Source organism: Amycolatopsis regifaucium, from assembly GCF_001613935.1.
GTDB lineage: Bacteria > Actinomycetota > Actinomycetes > Mycobacteriales > Pseudonocardiaceae > Amycolatopsis > Amycolatopsis regifaucium.
Genome location: NZ_LQCI01000014.1, coordinates 331,096 through 349,472, shown reverse-complemented (window position 1 = coordinate 349,472; position 18,377 = coordinate 331,096). Strand labels below are relative to the sequence as shown.

17 protein-coding genes are annotated in these 18,377 nt (G+C 70.2%); 12 read left to right on the top strand and 5 right to left on the bottom strand.

Features of this window, described 5'->3' with window-relative positions:
• Window positions 1-133 precede the first annotated feature (133 nt).
• Window positions 134-1,072, bottom strand: coding sequence for a ferritin-like domain-containing protein (locus tag AVL48_RS18540; RefSeq protein WP_061990414.1), 939 nt, complete (start codon window positions 1,070-1,072; stop codon window positions 134-136).
• Between the two features lie 135 nt (window positions 1,073-1,207).
• On the opposite strand from AVL48_RS18540, the gene rimP reads away from it, so the two are divergent.
• From rimP to AVL48_RS18510, 7 genes are all read left to right on the top strand, one after another.
• Window positions 1,208-1,747: a ribosome maturation factor RimP gene (gene rimP / locus AVL48_RS18535; protein ID WP_061990416.1), complete on the top strand. Its 540-nt coding sequence runs from the start codon at window positions 1,208-1,210 to the stop codon at window positions 1,745-1,747.
• Window positions 1,744-2,784, top strand: a complete 1,041-nt coding sequence (gene nusA, locus AVL48_RS18530; protein WP_061990418.1) for a transcription termination factor NusA — start codon at window positions 1,744-1,746, stop codon at window positions 2,782-2,784. Before rimP ends, nusA begins: the two co-directional genes overlap by 4 nt.
• A complete protein-coding gene (locus AVL48_RS38370; protein WP_342351742.1) occupies window positions 2,781-3,167 on the top strand; it encodes a YlxR family protein in 387 nt (128 codons plus the stop codon). The genes nusA and AVL48_RS38370 overlap by 4 nt, the downstream gene beginning before the upstream one ends.
• A gap of 86 nt (window positions 3,168-3,253) precedes the next feature.
• Entirely contained in the window at window positions 3,254-6,277 is a 3,024-nt protein-coding gene (gene infB, locus AVL48_RS18525; protein WP_063054113.1) for a translation initiation factor IF-2, read from the top strand.
• A 74-nt stretch (window positions 6,278-6,351) separates the two neighbouring features.
• Window positions 6,352-6,645: a DUF503 domain-containing protein gene (locus AVL48_RS18520; RefSeq protein ID WP_061983838.1), complete on the top strand. Its 294-nt coding sequence runs from the start codon at window positions 6,352-6,354 to the stop codon at window positions 6,643-6,645.
• Window positions 6,646-6,673: 28 nt separating this feature from the next.
• On the top strand, window positions 6,674-7,150 hold the full coding sequence (gene rbfA, locus AVL48_RS18515; RefSeq protein WP_061983840.1) for a 30S ribosome-binding factor RbfA: 477 nt from the start codon (window positions 6,674-6,676) through the stop codon (window positions 7,148-7,150).
• Window positions 7,131-7,997 (top strand): alpha/beta hydrolase, encoded by an 867-nt coding sequence (locus tag AVL48_RS18510; RefSeq protein ID WP_061983842.1) that lies wholly within the window; start codon window positions 7,131-7,133, stop codon window positions 7,995-7,997. The genes rbfA and AVL48_RS18510 overlap by 20 nt, the downstream gene beginning before the upstream one ends.
• A 169-nt stretch (window positions 7,998-8,166) precedes the next feature.
• On the opposite strand, the gene AVL48_RS18505 is transcribed toward AVL48_RS18510, so the two are convergent.
• On the bottom strand, window positions 8,167-9,210 hold the full coding sequence (locus AVL48_RS18505; RefSeq protein WP_061983844.1) for a TRM11 family SAM-dependent methyltransferase: 1,044 nt from the start codon (window positions 9,208-9,210) through the stop codon (window positions 8,167-8,169).
• Between the two features lie 25 nt (window positions 9,211-9,235).
• Here AVL48_RS18505 and AVL48_RS18500 point away from each other — a divergent pair, with 25 nt between their 5' ends.
• From AVL48_RS18500 to AVL48_RS18490, 3 genes are all read left to right on the top strand, one after another.
• A complete protein-coding gene (locus tag AVL48_RS18500; RefSeq protein ID WP_061983846.1) occupies window positions 9,236-10,249 on the top strand; it encodes a DHH family phosphoesterase in 1,014 nt (337 codons plus the stop codon).
• Between the two features lie 72 nt (window positions 10,250-10,321).
• Complete coding sequence (locus tag AVL48_RS18495; protein ID WP_061983848.1) at window positions 10,322-11,518, top strand: preprotein translocase subunit SecY; 1,197 nt, start codon at window positions 10,322-10,324, stop codon at window positions 11,516-11,518.
• 85 nt (window positions 11,519-11,603) lie between these two features.
• On the top strand, window positions 11,604-12,191 hold the full coding sequence (locus AVL48_RS18490) for a histidine phosphatase family protein (RefSeq protein ID WP_061983850.1): 588 nt from the start codon (window positions 11,604-11,606) through the stop codon (window positions 12,189-12,191).
• Between the two features lie 11 nt (window positions 12,192-12,202).
• On the opposite strand, the gene AVL48_RS18485 is transcribed toward AVL48_RS18490, so the two are convergent.
• From AVL48_RS18485 to AVL48_RS18475, 3 genes are read right to left on the bottom strand one after another with little or no spacing between them, the layout of a single operon-like run.
• Window positions 12,203-13,669: a pyruvate, phosphate dikinase gene (locus AVL48_RS18485; protein ID WP_061983852.1), complete on the bottom strand. Its 1,467-nt coding sequence runs from the start codon at window positions 13,667-13,669 to the stop codon at window positions 12,203-12,205.
• On the bottom strand, window positions 13,666-14,280 hold the full coding sequence (locus tag AVL48_RS18480; RefSeq protein ID WP_061983854.1) for a hypothetical protein: 615 nt from the start codon (window positions 14,278-14,280) through the stop codon (window positions 13,666-13,668). The genes AVL48_RS18485 and AVL48_RS18480 overlap by 4 nt, the downstream gene beginning before the upstream one ends.
• Window positions 14,277-15,374, bottom strand: coding sequence for a TetR/AcrR family transcriptional regulator (locus AVL48_RS18475; protein ID WP_061983856.1), 1,098 nt, complete (start codon window positions 15,372-15,374; stop codon window positions 14,277-14,279). Before AVL48_RS18475 ends, AVL48_RS18480 begins: the two co-directional genes overlap by 4 nt.
• A 136-nt stretch (window positions 15,375-15,510) precedes the next feature.
• Between AVL48_RS18475 and AVL48_RS18470 the strand changes: the two genes are divergently transcribed.
• Window positions 15,511-16,836 carry an MATE family efflux transporter gene (locus AVL48_RS18470; protein WP_061983858.1) on the top strand — a complete coding sequence of 442 codons (1,326 nt, stop codon included), beginning with the start codon at window positions 15,511-15,513 and terminating at the stop codon, window positions 16,834-16,836.
• Window positions 16,837-17,066: 230 nt separating this feature from the next.
• A complete protein-coding gene (locus AVL48_RS18465) occupies window positions 17,067-18,377 on the top strand; it encodes an MFS transporter (RefSeq protein WP_061983860.1) in 1,311 nt (436 codons plus the stop codon).

Sequence of the window (18,377 nt, the reverse complement as noted above, 5' to 3'; positions counted from 1 at the left end):
GCCCGCTGCAGCACCCACCGCGTCACCACCCTCACCAAAGCCATTCTCACCCTCGAACAAACACGATGAAAAAGGCTCAATGAAGGGGCCTTTCATCTCACGCGCGGTAGGACCCGAAGCTGCGCGAAGAGGCTTACGCCGTCTGACCCGGCATAGCGATCGCCACCGGCTTCGCGCCGAACTCCGCCCGCCAGGCCGTCCCGCGCCGCGCCGAACCGATCAGCGCGTTCAACGCCGTCGCCCGCAAGGCGGTGTCGTCGGTCCGGTCGATCACGCCGAGCCAAGCCGCCGCCGCGTCCGCTTCGGCGGTCGCCACCAGTTCCATCGCCGAGTTCGCGTCGGTCACCGGTTTCGGCGGCACGTACGCGGCCTCCGGGCCCGCGGGTGACTGGCCCGCCGCGGACAGCATCCGTTCGCAGACGTCCCGCCGTTTGACGTGCTCGGCCGAGCCCCGCGTCACCGCGCCGCTGAAGGCCGCCGGGAGGTAAGCGCTCACCAGGCCGTACACCCAGCTCGCGGCATGTTCGGCGGCCAGCGCCTGTTGCACTGCCTCCGCCGCCTCCTGGCTCAGCGGGGGACCGGCGGGCACCGTGACGGGGCCGGCGTCGTCGCCCCGGCCGAGCTGGTCCGAACTCTGCTGCAGTGCCGCGCAGCCCGCCGCGATGGAGGCGACCATCCCCGCGCGGTAGCGGGGGAGCGAAGGCACGAGACCCTCGGCCTGCTTGCGGGCCTGGGCGAGCCGTTCCTTGAGTCCCTCCAAGGACGACGGCGCGTTCTCGGCCGGGCCGGACTGCGTCGGTTTCGGCCGGTTGAGCCGGTCCACCTCGGTCTTGAGCGCCGCCGCGTGCGCCGCTCGTGCCGTCGCGACCGCCTCGGCTTCGGCGCCGGTCAGCGCTTTCGCGCCCGCCGCGTCGGCCTCTGCGGCGCTCAGCAGTGGGGCCAGTGGATCCGGGCTTTCGTCGTAGCCTGGCGAGCAGGCGGCCGCCAACGGCACGGCCAACGCGGCCAGCGCTCCCACGCGCAGGAAAGTACGACGGCTCGGCAAGGTGGGCTCGGTCGGTCTTCCGGTCACGCCGCCCCATCCTGCCAGTACCCCGCGCGGGGCCGCCGCTCGCGCGTCACACCGGGGTCACCAGATAAGCTGGTCCACTACCGAACCCGGATCCACGCCGCCGGGTCGTCCACCGCCGAACAGGAGCGCTCCACCGTGCCCAACGACCTCGCCAGCAGGCTGGAGCCCATCGTGGCCGAAGCCGTCAAGGCCGCGGGTTTCGACCTCGATTCCTTCGAGGTCCAGCAAGCAGGCCGCCGTCAGCTGGTGAAGGTCGTGGTCGACGGGGACGAAGGCGTCGGGCTGGACGAGGTGGCGAGCGTCAGCCGCGCCGTCTCCGCCGTGCTCGACGAGAACGAGCACGTGCTCGCCAGCGCGTACACCCTCGAAGTGACCTCACCGGGGCTGGACCGGCCGCTGACCCAGCGAAGGCACTGGCGCCGCGCGAAGTTCCGCCTCGTCAAGGTCACCCCCGCCGAGGGCGCTCCGTTCGTCGGCCGCGTCGGCCACGCGGGGGAGAAGTCCGCGCGCGTGCTCGTCGACGGCGAGGTCCGGGACGTCGTATACGCCTCGGTGGCCAAGGCGGTCATCGAGATCGAGTTCAAGCAACCACCTGCCGAGGACCTGAAACTGTTGGAAACCGATGCGTCGGCTCTGAACGCCGCCACCACCGAACCGAAGGAGGAGCCGAAGTGAACGTCGACATCGCCGCGCTGCGCGCGATCGAACGGGACAAGGACATCCCCTTCGAGACGGTGATCGAAGCGATCGAGACCGCGCTGCTTACCGCGTACAAGCACACCGAGGGCCACCAGCCGCACGCCCGAATCGACATCGACCACAAGACCGGGCTGGTGCGCGTGCTCGCGCACACCCTCACCCCGGACGGCCAGACCGACGAGGAATGGGACGACACCCCCGAAGGTTTCGGGCGGATCGCCGCGACCACCGCGCGGCAGGTCATCCTGCAGCGTCTGCGCGACGCCGAACACGAGAAGACCTTCGGCGAGTTCTCCGCCAAGGAGGGCGAGATCGTCGCCGGGGTGGTGCAGCGCGACGCGCGCGCCAACGCCCGCGGCATGGTCGTCATCCAGGTCGGCGACATCGAAGGCGTGCTGCCTTCGGTCGAGCAGGTGCCCGGCGAGTCCTACGAGCACGGCAGCCGGATCAAGGCCTACGTCGTCACCGTCGCGCGCGGTAACCGCGGCCCGCAGATCACGCTGTCGCGGTCGCATCCGAACCTGGTGCGCAAGCTGTTCGCCCTCGAGGTCCCCGAAATCGCCGACGGCACGGTCGAAATCTCCGCCGTCGCGCGCGAGCCGGGACACCGGACCAAGATCGCGGTCCGCTCGACGGTGCCCGGCGTCAACGCCAAGGGCGCGTGCATCGGCCCGGTCGGCGCGCGCGTGCGCAACGTGATGAGCGAACTCGCGGGTGAGAAGATCGACATCATCGACTTCTCCGACGACCCGGCCAGGTTCGTCGGGAATGCGCTGTCGCCCGCGAAGGTTGTGTCAGTACGGGTCGTCGACGAGCGGGCCAAGACCGCTCGTGTCGTCGTCCCGGACTTCCAGCTTTCACTCGCGATCGGCAAGGAAGGGCAGAACGCCCGCCTCGCCGCGCGCCTGACCGGATGGCGGATCGACATCCGCAGCGACGCCGCCCCCGAGCAGGGTGACGAAGCACACGCCGGGCAGGCGCGGCCAGCCGCGGCAACCGGTTCGGCTGAGTGAAGGTCGAAGCGCTAGACTTACGAGTGGTTCAGAGCCCGCGGACGGCGACCGACACTCAGGATGACCGGAAAACTCCGGTTCGCACCTGTGTGGGATGCCGTCGGCGGGCCTTGATCGGCGAGTTGCTGCGAGTGGTCGCGGCGGACGGGCGGCTGATCGTCGACGAAGGTCGGCGGTTGCCGGGCCGGGGTGCTTGGTTGCACCCCGTGCCGGACTGTCTGGCCAAGGCCGAGCGGCGCAGGGCATTTCCCCGGGCACTTCGTGTGACGGGGTCGCTCGACGCCCAGGGTGTCCACGAACGCCTGGAGCACTCGCCGAAGGCTAAGGGCGCCGGGACATCCCCGGTGCCGGATGGAATCAGGAAGCAGGTCGACCCGTCATGAGTCAGCCGTGAAGCTGAATCAATGAACGCGCGACAATAGGACGAGGTCTGCGGGTCTGCCGCCGGCCTCCCCAGATGAGGAGAGCTGTGCCAGGCAAGGCCCGAGTACATGAGCTCGCGAAAGAGCTCGGCATCACCAGCAAGGAAGTTCTCGCCAAGTTGAAGGAACAGGGCGAGTTCGTGAAGTCCGCGTCGTCCACCGTCGAGGCGCCGGTCGCCCGCCGTCTCCGTGACGCGTACCCGTCCAAGGACGGCAAGAAGAAGTCTGTTCCGACCCCCGGCCCGCGTCCTTCACCCGCGCCGCCCGCGAAGCCCGCCGCCCCGGCTCCGGCCGCGAAGCAGGCTCAGCCCGCGCCCGCGGCTCAGACCGAGGCTCCGGCGGCCTCCGCCCCCGCGGCGTCCGCTCCGTCGGCCCCGGCCCAGCAGCCGTCCCGCCCCGCCACCCCGGGTGTCCGCCCGGGTCCGCGCCCCGGCCCCAAGCCGCCGGCGCCCAAGGAAGAGGTGGCTCCGGCGGCGAAGGCCGCTCCGGCCGAGCCGAAGCAGTCCGAAACCAAGGAAACCCCGGCAGCACCGGCCACCCCGCCGTCGTCCTCGACGCCGTCGCAGGGTTCGGTCGTGCCGCCGAAGCCGCAGGGTCCCAAGCCCGGCGGTCCGAAGCCCGGCCCGCGTACCCCGCGCGTCGGCAACAACCCGTTCGGTGTGGGTTCCGGTTCCCCGGCCCCGCGTCCGTCGGGTCCGCGTCCTGGTGGGAACCAGCAGGGCGGCGACAACCGTCCGCCGCGTCCCGGTGGCGGGCAGGGCGGCGACCGGCCGGCCCCGCGTCCCGGTGGCGGCGCTCCCGGTGGTAACCGGCCCAACCCGGGCAACATGCCCCCGCGCCCGAACCCCGGCATGATGCCGGGCCGCCCGGCCCGTCCGGCCGGTGGTCCCGGTGCCGGCCGCGGTGGCCCCGGCGGCGGAGCCCGTGGTGGCCCCGGTGGCGGCGCTCGTGGCGGTCCCGGTGGCGGCGGCGGAGGTTTCCGCGGCGGTCCCGGTGGCGGTGGCGGCGGTGGCGGTTTCCGTCCCGGCGGCGGTGGCGGCGGTTTCCGTCCCGGTGGCGGTGGCCCCGGTGGCGGCGGCGGTGCCCCGGCCGGTGGCGGCGGTTTCCGCGGCGGCGGTGGCCGTGGTGGCCCCGGTGGCCGTGGCGGTACCGCGGGTGCCTTCGGGCGTCCCGGTGGTCCCTCGCGCAAGGGTCGCAAGTCGAAGCGGCAGAAGCGCCAGGAATACATGGACAACATGCAGGCGCCCAGCGTCGGCGGCGTCCGCCTGCCCAAGGGCCAGGGCGAGACGATCCGGCTTCCGCGCGGTGCCTCGCTGACCGACTTCGCCGAGAAGATCGACGCCAACCCGGCTTCGCTGGTGCAGGTGCTCTTCCACCTCGGTGAGATGGTCACGGCGACGCAGTCGGTGTCCGACGACATCCTGGAACTGCTCGGCGGCGAAATGAACTACAACGTTCAGGTCGTCAGTCCCGAGGAAGAGGACCGGGAGCTCCTGGAGACCTTCGACATCACCTACGGCGAAGACGCGGGTGAAGAAGAGGACCTGCAGGTCAGGCCGCCGGTCGTGACCATCATGGGTCACGTCGACCACGGTAAGACCCGACTGCTCGACACGATCCGCAAGACGAAGGTGCGCGAAGGTGAAGCCGGTGGCATCACCCAGCACATCGGCGCCTACCAGATCGAGACCGAGCTCGAAGGCAACCCGCGTCTGATCACCTTCATCGACACCCCCGGTCACGAGGCGTTCACCGCCATGCGTGCCCGTGGTGCGAACTCGACCGACATCGCGGTGATCGTGGTGGCGGCCGACGACGGTGTGATGCCGCAGACGGTCGAGGCGATCAACCACGCGCAGGCCGCGAAGGCGCCGATCGTGGTCGCGATCAACAAGATCGACAAGGAAGGCTCGAACCCGGACAAGATCCGGCAGCAGCTGACCGAGTACGGGCTGGTCGCCGAGGAGTACGGCGGCGACACGATGTTCGTCGAGATCTCCGCGCGGCAGAACATCAACATCGACGGCCTGCTCGAGGCGATCCTGCTGACCGCCGACGCCGCGCTGGACCTCCGGGCCAACCCGGACATGGAGGCCCAGGGTGTCGCGATCGAGGCCCACCTCGACCGCGGTCGCGGTCCGGTGGCCACGGTGCTGGTGCAGCGAGGCACGCTGCGCGTCGGTGACTCGGTCGTGGCGGGTGACGCCTACGGTCGCGTCCGCCGGATGGTCGACGAGCACAACGTCGACGTCACCGAGGCGCTGCCCTCGCGTCCCGTCCAGGTCATCGGGTTCACCTCGGTGCCGGGCGCGGGCGACACCTTCCTGGTGGTCGACGAGGACCGCGTCGCCCGGCAGATCGCCGAGCGCCGTTCCGCCCGGACGCGCAACGCCCTCAACGCGTCGCGTCGCAAGCGGGTCAGCCTCGAGGACCTCGACTCCGCCTTGAAGGAGACGAACAGCCTCAACCTGATCATCAAGGGTGACAACTCCGGTACCGTCGAGGCGCTCGAAGCCTCGCTGGTGCAGCTCGAGGTCGGCGACGACGTCGAACTCAACGTCGTCCACCGCGGTGTCGGTGGCGTCACCGAGTCCGACATCGACCTGGCGACCGCGTCCGACGCGATCGTCCTGGGCTTCAACGTCCGTGCGCAGGGCAAGGCGACCGAGCGGGCCACCCGCGAAGGCGTCGACGTCCGGTACTACACGGTCATCTACCAGGCGATCGAAGAGATCGAGCAGGCCCTGAAGGGCATGCTCAAGCCGGAGTACGAAGAGGTCGAGCTCGGCAAGGCGGAGATCCGCGACGTCTTCAAGTCGTCGAAGATCGGTACCATCGCCGGTTGTCTCGTCATCTCGGGTGAGATCCGCCGTAACGCGCGGGCTCGTCTGCTCCGCGACTCGAACGTCATCGCCGAGAACCTGCCGATCAGCTCGCTGCGGCGGTTCAAGGACGACGTGGTCGAGGTTCGCGACGGCTTCGAGTGTGGTCTGACACTGGGGTCGTACAGCGACCTCAAGGTCGGCGACATCATCGAGACCTACGAACAGCGCGAAAAGCCGCGTGCGTAAGTGACACGGCGGCGCTCCCCCGCATCTGGGCGGGGGAGCGCCGCTTCACCTTCCGACCCAACCCAGAACCCCACATGTTCATCGGAGCCTTGGAGCTCGACATCCTGCTGGGCGACGTCCATTCGCTCAAGCAGAAGCGATCCGTGATCAAGCCGGTGCTGGCCGAGGTACGCAGGCGTTTCGACGTCTCCGTCGCCGAAGCGGGTCACCAGGACCTGCACCGGCGGGCACTGATCGGTGTGGCCGTGGTCGCCGCGACTGGCGAGCACGTCCGGGACGTGCTCGACTCGTGTGAGCGGCTGGTGGCAGGCAGGCCGGAGTTCGAACTGCTCTCCGCCCACCGCCGGCTACTCGGCCCGGACGACTGACAGACAGATTTTCGAGGAGACGAATCCCATGGCCGACCCCGCTCGGGCTCGTAAGCTCGCCAAGCGGATCTCACAGATCGTCGCCCACGCGATCGAGCACGACATCAAGGATCCGCGGCTCGATTATGTGACGATCACCGACACGAAGATCACGGCCGACCTGCACGACGCCACGGTCTACTACACGGTGCTCGGCGAAAACCTCGAGTCCACCCCCGACCACACGGGTGCCGCGGCGGCGCTGGAATCCGCCCGCGGTGTCCTGCGGACGAAGGTCGGACAGGGCACCGGGGTTCGCTACACTCCGACGCTCACCTTCGTGGCCGACAGCATTCCTGAGGACGCGAAGCGGATCGAGGATCTCCTCGCGAAGGCCAGGGAAGCCGACGCGGAGGTCGCCCGCCGTGCGACGGGGGCGCAGCACGCCGGCGAACCCGACCCGTACAAGGCGCCACGGGAAGAGGCCGACGACGATGAGTTCGCCGATGAGGAGAGCCGCAGCTGACGGAGGGGGCCACGTCGTCAGCCGGCGCGGCCTCCTGCTGGGAGCCGCGGCGCTCGGGGGTGCGGCGCTGCTCTCCGGCTGCGACGCGGAAAAACGGCCGCTGGTGGGGCCGCCGCCGGTGGCCCCACCCCACAGCCCGGCACCGCTGACCGAGGCGGTCACCGTGCAGCGGATGCGCTCCGCGGCCAGGAACCGGGAAGTCAACCTCGTCATCATCGCGCCGGACAGCGCGTCCCGGGTCGGGCTGCCGGTCTGTGTCGCCCTGCACGGGCGCGGCGCGGACGCCCGGACCTTCCTGGACCTCGGCGTGCAAGACGCGCTGAACAAGGTCGTCGCGGCCGGTCTGCCCGGGTTCGCGGTGGCCGCGGTCGACGGCGACAACTACTGGGTGGACGTCGGCAAGGGCGACGACCCGCAGCGGATGCTGTCCGAGGAACTGCCCGGCTGGCTCGCCCAACGGCAATTGCGGCCGCCGTCGGCGATGTTCGGCATTTCGATGGGCGGTTTCGGCGCGCTGCGCTACGCCCGCGAGCACAAGGACCTCAAGGCCGTCGCGGTGGCGGGCGCGGCACTGTTCGTCAGCTGGCCCGATGCCAAGTCCCGCAAGGTCTTCGCCGACCGTGCCCAGTGGGAATCGCATGAACCGCTGCTGCACACCGACGAGCTCAACGGCGACGCGACCGGGGTGTGGTGCGGTAACTCGGATCCCTTCGCCGGAGCCGACCGCAAACTCATCAAAGCGCTCGACCCCGCCGTCGGGAAGATGACCCCGGGGGAGCACAACGACGACTTCTGGCGGGGCGTCATGCCCGAAGCCTTCAAGTTCGTGGGGGAACGCATCACCTGATCGGGGTCATCCTGGAGAGATGCGCATCCAGGAACAGGCCCAGCAGGTGGACGCGCTCGCCGACCAGGTCCCCACCGGCTACCCCCCACCGCATTTCGTCCTCTAAACGCGGTAGTTCGTGCCACCGACTACCGCATTTAGAGGACGAAATGCGGGAGGGGAACGGGGGTCAGGCGGGTTTGGCGGCGACGATCAGGTCCCGCACGATCGCCTGGTCCACCCGGTGCGAGAACTCCGCGAACGGGCCGTCCTCGCGGACTTCCAGCCCCGCCTTGTCGAGGATCGCGGCGAGTTCCGCACGCGGCGCGACGTTGGTGTTCCACGAGATCCCGAGCGCGCCGCCGGGCCGCAGCACCCTGGTCCACACCGGGACGGCGGCCGCGAGCAGGTCACGCGGGCTGCGCGCGAGCGACGCGTCCTGAGTGCGGTGACTGCCGTGCTGCACGCCGTACGGGGCGTCGGTGACGATGAGGTCCACGGAGTTCGGCCGCAGCAGTTCGTCCGTGGTGAGCGTGTCGCAGTTGAGGTAGCTCAGCTTGCGGACCTCGCCGGCCTTGTACTGCTCCTTGGTGATCCCGAAACCGATGTCGAGCCGCCTGCCGAGCCGGACCTTGTTGCGGCGCACCGGCCCGGATTCGGCGCTGTGCTTGATCCGCTTCTGCTTCAACCAGGTCTTGATGAACAGCTCGTAGGAGTCGAAATCCTTGCCGTCGACGTCGAGGCCGGTCGCGTCGAAGCCGTACATCATCGCCTGGTTCAGCGTGGTACCGCGGCCGCACAGCGGATCCAGCAGGTGCGGCGGCTTCTCCAGCATCGCGGCCGGATTCGCCGTCGACAGCAGTGTGACGTTGACGAGCAGTTTGGTGAACAGTTCGTTCGTCTTGCCCGGATACTTCTGGATGGTCAGCAGATCCGAGTCGAAGTTCGCCAGCGGCCTGATCGTCACCGGCTTCAGAACGTCGTCGCCGACCTCGAACAGCGCGTATAGCGCGGAAAGGTTCGAAAGCAGCGCCAGATCGCGTTCGCTCAACGGCGCGGGCGTGGTGAAGGTGACGTAGCCGACGCCGCCGAGTTCCGTCTCGCCGATCTCGGAGACCTCGGTCTCGAGACCGGACAGACCGAACACCGCCAGCTCGGCGCGCAGCAGGGCCGGAGCGGAGTCGGTGTAGACCCGGTTGGCTGACGGGTAGACCAGGATCGCGTACTCGGACATCCCGCAGAGCGTAGCTTGACTGATTGTGACTGCGACTCCCCTCCCGAACCTGAAGGAAGCCGCCGCCCTGCTGGCGCGCGCGAGCGACGTGACCCTGCTCGGCCATGTCCGCCCCGACGCCGACGCGCTCGGCAGCGCGCTGGCGCTGGGCCGGGCGCTGCAGCTGCGCGGCGGCGTCAAGGTCCGCGTCTCGGTCGGTGAACCCGAGGAAATGCCCGAAACCCTCCGAGGCCTGGACGTCGGCGGGCTCTACGTCCCCGCGAGCGAGCTTCCGGAGAGTGAACAGCTGCTGGTCGCGCTCGACACGCCCACACCGGGCAGGCTCGGGAAACTCGCCCCGCGGGTGGACGCCGTCCGCGCGGCCGGGGGCGACGTCCTGGTGATCGACCACCACGCGTCCAACGTCTTCTACGGTACGAAGCACGTCGTCGACGACACCGCCGAAGCCACCGCCGTCCTCGTTTTCGCGCTGCTCCAGGAACTCGGCGCCGAGATCGACGAGCCGATCGCGCGCTGCCTGTACGCGGGGCTGGTCACCGACACGAGCGGGTTCCGGCGGGCCCGGCCATCCACCCACCTGATGGCCGCGCGGCTGCTCGAAGCCGGTGTCGACCCGGACAAGGTGGTCCGCGAGATCGTCGACGATCACCCCTTCGCGTGGCTGCCGATGCTCTCGGAGGTCCTCGCGGGTGCCCGGCTCGAACCGGACGAGGCACGCGGCTTCGGGCTCGCCTCCGCCGTCGTGACCCGCGAGGTCGCGCGGACCGTGCGCGGGGAGGAGGTCGAAGCGGTCATCGACGTCGTCCGGTCCACACGGGAGGCCGGGGTCGCCGTCGTGCTGAAGGAAGCCGAACCGATCGGGCCGAAGCAGCGGTGGCAGATCTCGCTTCGCTCCACGGGCGGTGTGGACGTCTCCGCGGCGGCCGGGGAACTCGGCGGAGGCGGACATCGCCAGGCGGCCGGGTGCACGGCGGAGGGCACGGCGGGCGAGGTACTCGACAGGCTGAAGGAGGCGCTCTCGCGGGCACCTCTGCTCTGATCCTGGCGGGCGGCGTCACCGGAACGCGGTGTCATCGGAATTTCATCCGTCGTCTCTACCGTGATTTCCACGATGAACGCTCACTCCCCTTTCCTGCGCCGGACGCTGGTCACGCTGGGCGTGATCGTGCTGTTCCGGCTGGGCCAGAGCCTGCCCGCTCCCTACGTGACCGTCCGCGCGCCGGAAGCCGATCATCCGCTGCGCCGGCTCCTCGACCTCCTCACCGGTGGCGGTCTGTCGACGCTGCCGGTGTTCGCGTTCGGTGTCCTTCCCTGCCTGGCCGCGCCGCCCGTCCTGCGGGGGCTGATCGTGGTGATCCCGCGGCTGGCCGCGCTCCGCGCCGAAGGTCAAGCCGGCGCCCGGGTGCTGACGCGGTACCGGCGACGGCTCACCGTCGTGCTCGGTCTGCTGGGCGCCATCGGGGTGCTCGGGTTCCGCGGCCAGGACATTCTCGACGCTCACGGAGCCATCGCCGTGGTGTGCCTGACGGCGGGCACCGCGCTGGTCCTGCGGCTGGCCGAGGTGATCACCGACCGGGGATTCGGGGACGGCGTCCGGATCCTGGTGCTCGTGCAGGTCCTGGCGGTCCTGCCGTCGGAGTTCCTGCGGCTGTACGAGAAGACGGGCTGGGCCGCCATCGCGGTCATGGCCGTGGTGACGCTGTCGGTCACGGTGATCACGATCGTCGTAGCGCAGGGACAGCGCCGCGTTCCGGTGCGGTACGCCAAGCGGATGATCGGCGTGCGGGCTTACGGCGGGACTTCGACCTACATTCCCCTTCGGTTCCCGCAAGCGAACAGCCCGGCCGTCCTCGCCGCCGTCCTGCTGTCCTTGCCGGTCCTCTTGCCTGGCGCCGGCTGGCTGGGGTGGCTGCGCGACGAGGGAAATCCCGGCCGGATCGCGGTCTACTTCGTCCTTGTCTGCCTTTTCGCCTTCAACAGAGCTGCCGTGACACAGGACATGGACAAGGTGGCCGTCGAACTGGTGCGGGTGGGTGGGTTCGTTCCCGGGATCCGGCCGGGGCCCTGGACCGCCGAATACCTCGACTTCGTGAACCGCCGGATCATCGGCTTCGGAGCGTTCTGCTCGGGAGTGGTCGCGCTGATCCCCGTCACCGGCCTGGCCCTGCTGGACGTGAGCCCGAGGGTTCCCATCGCCGGAGTGACTCTCCAGGTGGTCCTCGTCTTCCTCGTCAGCGTCACTCTCGACACCACGCGGCAGGCCCAGGCACTGCGGCTGCAACGGCACTATGAACCGTTCCTCCGCTGACGTCGGCAGGCTGGTTTCCCTGCGGAGGAGGTCTAGCATGTTGATATCATTGAGATGATGTCAACATATAAAGGCGAGAGTCGTCATGGCGACGAGACACCTGTACGTGGTTCGCCACGGGGCCGCGGATCGGTTCGGCGAGCTGACGGAGGTGGGGCGGCGACAGGCTGAATTGCTGGCGAAGCGGCTGGGGCGCCTGCCAGTGGACGCCATCTGGCATTCACCGCTGTCGCGGGCGGCGAAGACCGCGGAGATCATCGGAGGACATCTCACGGGGGTGCCGGTGGGCGAGGCGATGGAGCTGGTGGACAACGTGCCGCACGTGCCCGCGGACCCGCCTCCGGCCTGGCGCGGGCTGTTCGATGGCTTAGACCCCGCGGAAGCGGCCGAGGGGGCGCGTATCGCCGCGGCGTTGACGGAGCGGTTCGCTCGCCCCGCCGAGGTGGAGACGCACGAGGTGCTGGTGACGCACGCTTACCCGGTCGCGTGGTTGGTCCGCGACGCGCTGGACGCGCCACCGGTGCGCTGGCTGGGATTGAGCTGCGGGAACACCGCGTTGACGGCGATCGATCACTACGACGGCGGTGCCCCGGCGGTCCTGCTGTACAACGACATGAGGCATCTCCCGGAAGACCTGCGGTGGACCGGCTCCGGTCCGGGGCAGCGCCCCTGAACGTCGTGCGCTCACGTTCCGCGCGTCTCGCCCGGGCCCCGACCTTCGCCTGCCCAGGCGAGGAGTCGTTCCAGATGGTCCCCGTTCCCGCTCATGACCGTCGGCACCCGGCCGAGGGCGACCTCTCCGCTGGTTCCATCGATGGTCACGAGCATTCCTTCGGCAAGGCTGCGCCCGCCCACGGTGACGGACGCGTTCGCCTCGTCGATGACGAGCGTGCCCATGCCGACCACTGCGGGCTTGCCGAGGGACCGGGCGACGACGGCGGCGTGGCTGGCCGGACCGCCTCGCGCGGTGAGGATGCCCGCTGCCACGGCGAGTCCGTTCATGTCGTTCGGGGAGGTCTCGGGGCGGACGAGGATCACGGGGCCGTCGGCCGCCAGCCGTCTCGCCGCCTCGGTGGTGGTGGCGATCCTGCCGGTGGCGACGCCTGGGCACGCCCCCGTTCCGCGACCGAGCAGAGTCGTGTCCGGGTTCGGCGCGAGGCGGGGCGTGCGGGCGCGCTCGACCTGCCGGGGTGAAACCCGGCGCACCGCGTCGGCCCGGCTGATCCGTCCTTCGTCGGCGAGGTCGACGGCGACCCTGACCGCCGCGGCACCGGTGAAGCGTCCGGGGCGTACTTGGAGAAGCCACAGGACCCCGGCTTCGAAGGTGAATTCGACATAGACCGCGTCGCGGTAATGGTCTTCCAGCCGGATCAAGGCGTCGGTCAGTGCCGCCCAGACGCGCGGTTCACGGGTGGTGAGTCCGGTGAGCGGCAGGACCTGCGCGGTACCCGCGACGACGTCCTCTCCTTGGTGGGCGAACAGCACATCGCCGAAAGGGTCGGGCTCGCCGGTGCCTGGGTCCCGGCTGAAGGCGACACCGGTACCGCTTCGGTCGTCTCGGTTGCCGTAGACCATTTCCTGGACGACCACCGCGGTCCCCAGATCGTGGTCGATGCCGTGCAGTTCCCGGTAGGTACGTGCTCGCGGTGTCTCCCAGGAGGCGAAGACCGCCTCGACGGCCGCCTCCAGTTGATCGGCCGCCTTGGCCGGCAGCTCGCGCCCGTGCCGGGTCGCCGACGCGAAGCCGGCCAGAAACCGGGCCCGTGATTCGAGCGCGAAGCGGGAATCGCCGGTTTCGGCGGCGAGTGCGTCCGTGGCCTCGGCGGTGAGCCCGAGATTCAGGATGGTGTCCATCATTCCGGGCATCGACACACTGGCCCCGGAACGCACCGAGACGGTCAGCGGTGGCGAGCCGCCGAAACGTCGCCCGGTGGTGTCTTCCAACGCTCGTGTCGCCGCTGCGAGCTCGTCACTGAGCCCGTCGGGGAGGCGGCCGTCGCGAAGGAACGCCCGGCACGCTTCGGTGGTGACGACGAACCCCGGCGGAACCGGGAGCCCGAGCCGGCGCAGTTCGACGAGTCCATGGGCCTTCGCACCGACGAGGCGGGGATCCTCCCGAGTGCCCGGGGCGAGTTCCCGTAACCACTTCATCGCGGAATGCCCAGTGTCGCAAGGAGATCTTCGTGCAGTTCGCCCCAGACCACGTGGTAGGACGCGGTCGAATCCGCGACCAGCGCCAGCTCGCCCGCGCGGGCCTGGTCGAGGGCGTAGGTCAGTCTCACGCGGTATCGGCCGAAGCGCGGTAGCGCCGCTTCCAAGGCGTGGCACACCGGCAGCGCGCGCTCGTGCAGGTCGAGGAAACGGGCGAGTACGCGGGCGTCGTAGGCCGGGTCGCTGTGGTCGTTCACGACCGTGTCCCCCTCCACCGGGCGGAGCTGCCAAGCCGTGCAGAGATCGAGCAGTTCCGGATTGAGCACCAGGAACCGGTCGAACGCCGCCGTGACCGCCGCGCGGGCACCGGCCGCCTCCAGCTGCGCGGTGATGTGCTCGGCGTCGGCATCGCGCCCGGCAGCGGTGCAGCCCCAGGCGTCGAAGCCGCTCGGCCGCGTGACGTATCCCGCGACCGCGAGGTCGATCAGCTCCGACTCGAGGTCGGGCTCACTCAGTCCGGTAGTCGCCGACAGGCGCGGCAAGGCGGCATAACCGCCGCAGCGCAGGGCGTGCAGCACGAGCAGCCCGGCGTCCGAATCCGCGCGGGTCACGTCGTGGCTCCGCCGGTACGAGCGGTCTCCGCTTTCACGACCGCGTACGCGGCGCCGCGCCCCTCGGCACGGGCGACGACGGCGTTCCCGCTGATGCGCACCGCGGCTTCGGTGCTGTCGTCGACGGCTGCCAGGCCGGCCGCGGCCGCGACGCGCGCGTCGTCGTCGAGCACCAGGTGAAGGTGGTCCGGCAGCGGAGAAGGGGAGACCTGCCGCAGGCACGCCAGCAGGTCGCCGACGCGCAACCGGACGAGCCTGCCGGTGTTCGCGGGATCGTCGGTGACGATGACGACGGTGAGCTGCTCACCGGGCCGCGCGGAGCGCACGGCTTCCTCGGCCGCTTCCAGCCGTCCAGCCCCCAGCACGACCACCACGCCGTCCGCCGCCAGGTCGACCGCGTCCGCGGTGAACGGAGCACCGGCCTCGGCGGGCGGCGTCCATGCCTGCTCTACCCGGGCCGCGGGTGCGATGTACGGCAGATATGCCGGAGCCCAGACGTCCCCGAAGTCGAGGCTCGCCAGGTGCTCGCACGCCCGTGCCCGGTCGAAGGGGTCACCGAATCCGGGAGCCAGTTCCGCGATGAGGCCCGAACCGCCGAGCAGCGTCAACGCCAGCTCGGCCAGGCGGACGCGGCGCGTCGGCGGTTGTTCGGGGGCGCGGGACTCCAGCATCAGTGCCAGCAGCAGCGCTTCCAGCCTGGCCGTCTGGGCGAGCACCGCTCGTCCCGCGTCGTCCTCGATGACACCGGCCAGTGAACGCAACTGCAGCCGTCCGCCGGCGGCGGGGTCGTCGACCAGGGGCAGCCTGGCCAGCCAGACCCGCGCGAACGCGCCCAAGGCCTCGCCCGCCGAGCCCGGCTCCTCGACGGCGGGCGGGGAGCCCGTCCGCTCGACCAGCTCGACGAGGACGGCGAGATACAGCGCGCGTTTGCCGGGGAAGTTCGAATACACCGCCCCTCTGGTCAGTTCGGCCCGTTCGGCGATCCGATCCACTTTCGCCGCCGTGTACCCGTACTCGACGAACTCTTCCCGCGCCGCCGCCAGCACCGCGGCACGGGTTCGCGCCTGCTGCTGCGCCCGCGTCAGCCGAACCATCACGACTTCCTCCCTTAGGTCGTTATCAGAATACAGACATCATTCGGATGATGTCAGTATCCAGGTGGTCGTGCCGGGGCCGCGATCCGCGCTGCCGTCCCCGTTGCCGTTCAGCGGTAGCCCTTAGTCTCCAGGGGTGTCTGAAGCTTCCGAAGTCGACGAGCGCGTCGCGCCGAAACGCGTTCTCGGGCTCGCCGTACCCGCCCTCGGGGTGCTCGCGGCCGAGCCGTTGTACGTCCTGGTGGACACGGCCGTCGTGGGGCATCTCGGCGCCCTGCCGCTGGCCGGGCTCGCCGTCGGCGGTGTCGTGCTGTCGCAGGTTTCGAGTCAGCTGACGTTCCTCTCCTACGGCACCACTTCGCGGACGGCTCGGCTGCACGGCGCGGGACGTCGCGGCGAGGCGGTCAGCGAAGGCGTCCAGGCGACCTGGCTGGCGGTGATCGTCGGACTGGTCGTGATCGTCGCGGGCCAGTTGCTGGCATCGCCGATCGCCCGGGTCCTCTCGGGGGACGCCGCGATCACCGACGCCGCCGTCTCGTGGTTGCGGATCGCGTTGTTCGGCACGCCGTTCATCCTGATCACGATGGCGGGCAACGGCTGGATGCGCGGCGTGCAGGATTCCGCGAAACCGTTGCGCTACGTCCTGGCGGGCAACGGTATCTCCGCCGTGCTGTGCCCGGTGCTGGTGTACGGCGCGGACTGGGGGCTGGAGGGCTCGGCGATCGCGAACGTCGTCGCGCAGGTCATCTCGGCGTCGCTGTTCCTCGCGGCCCTGGTGCGCGAGCGGGTCCCGCTGCGGCCGGAGCCGAAGGTGATGCGCGCCCAGCTCGGCCTCGGCCGGGACCTTGTCCTGCGCAGTCTCGCCTTCCAGGCGTGTTTCGTCTCCGCCGCCGCGGTCGCCGCCCGGACCTCCACGGGAGCGGTCGGCGCGCACCAGGTCGTGCTGCAGCTGTGGACGTTCCTGGCGCTCGTGCTGGACTCGCTGGCGATCGCCGCGCAGTCGCTCGTGGGGGCCGCGCTCGGCGCCGGGGCGAGCAAGCGGGCGCGGGGCGTGTCGAGTCAGATCACCGTCTACGGCCTGGTTTTCGGTTGCTTCCTCGGTGTCGTGTTCGCGTCACTGGCCGGGGTGCTGCCGCAGGTGTTCACTTCGGACGCGAGCGTGCTCGGCGAGATCCCGCACGCGTGGTGGTTCTTCGTCGCGCTGCAACCGATCGCCGGGGTGGTGTTCGCACTGGACGGCGTCCTGCTCGGCGCGGGCGACGCCGCGTTCCTGCGCAACGCCACGCTGCTGAGCGCGGCACTGGGCTTCCTGCCGCTGATCTGGCTCTCGCTCGCGTTCGGATGGGGACTGGCCGGGATCTGGACGGGGCTGTCGCTGTTCATGCTGCTGCGGCTGGCGACCTTGCTGGTGCGGTGGCGCTCGGGGCGCTGGGCCGTGGTGGGCGCCGTCCGCGTGCCCTGACCTCGCCCCGGACCTCTCGCGTTTAGTCCTCTGAATGCGGTCCTTGCGCGTGCAACTACCGCACTTAGAGGACTAAATGCGGGAGAGGGGAGGCGAGGCACGCGGGAGCTGTGGCGAAAACCACCTGGGTAACGGGTAGGTTTCGCCATTGCTTAGGCGATACAACTAGTGAGGCGGCACTGCGGGCGCCTGATTCCGCCCGAAAAGCCCTTCCCTAGGAGGACATCACCGTGACAGGCCGAGCCACCCGCCGGTCCTGGTTCATCTGGCTGGCCGCCGTCACCGTCTACCTGCTCGCCGTCTTCCACCGGACCTCGTTCGGCGTCGCCGGGCTGCAGGCCGCCGACCGCTTCGGCGTCGGCGCGGCCGCGCTCGGCACCTTCACCGTCCTGCAGGTCGGCGTGTACGCCGCGATGCAGATCCCCACCGGTGTCCTCGTCGACCGCTACGGCCCGCGCCGCGTGCTCACCGGCGCCGTGTTCTTCCTCGGGCTCGGCCAGATCCTGCTCGCGATCGCCGATTCCTACCCGCTCGGCCTGCTCGCCCGCGCCGTCCTCGGCTTCGGTGACGCGCTGACCTTCGTAAGCGTCCTGCGGCTGATCGCCGCGCATTTCCCCGGTCGCCACTACACCCTGATCGCCACGCTGACCTCGGCCATCGGGTACGTCGGAAACCTCGCCGCGACCCTCCCGCTCAGCCTGCTGCTCGATGATGCCGGCTGGACGCCGACGTTCCTCGTCGTCGGTCTCGTGACCGTGCTCTACACCGTCGTCGTCGCGCTGCGCGTCGAAGACAACCCGCGCGGCGAGCCCGAGCCCGTCCGCGAAAAGGTGCATCCGAAGGTGCTCGGCCGTCAGGTCGCCGAGGCGTGGCGCACGCCGGGGACCCGGCTGGGCTTCTGGGTCCACTTCAGCACGATGTTCGCGCCCAACGTGCTGACCATGCTGTGGGGCGTCCCGTTCCTGGTGCGGGCACAGGGCGTTCCGAAGGCCACCGCCAGTTCGCTGCTGATCGTGTTCGTCTTCGGTTCGATGATCGGTGGCCCGGTCGTCGGCGGCCTGATCGGACGGCGCCCGTCGCTGCGGATGCCGCTGGTCGGCGGGTACATCGCCGGTGCCGCGGTGATGTGGGCGATCCTGCTCGGCTGGAGCGGCACGATCCCGGTCGCGGTCCTGGTGCCCGTGTTCGCGTTCCTCTCCCTCGGCGGCCCCGCGTCGATGATCGGTTTCGCGCTGGCGCGGGACTACAACCCGCTCGCGCGCGTCGGCACCGCCACCGGTGTGGTGAACGTCGGCGGGTTCGTGGCGACGACGGTCTCGGCGCTCGCGGTCGGGGTACTGCTGGAGCTGACCGGTGGTGCGTTCAGGCCGGCGCTGCTGTCGGTCGTCGCGGTGCTCGCGCTGGGCACCTTCCGGATGCTCGTGTGGTGGCGGCGCACCCGCGCCACCCTGTTCGAGGCCGAGGCCCGCGGCGAGGAGATCCCGGTGCAGATCCGGCGACGGCGGTGGGACGCCGAAGCGTCGCTGCCCGTCTCGTCCTAG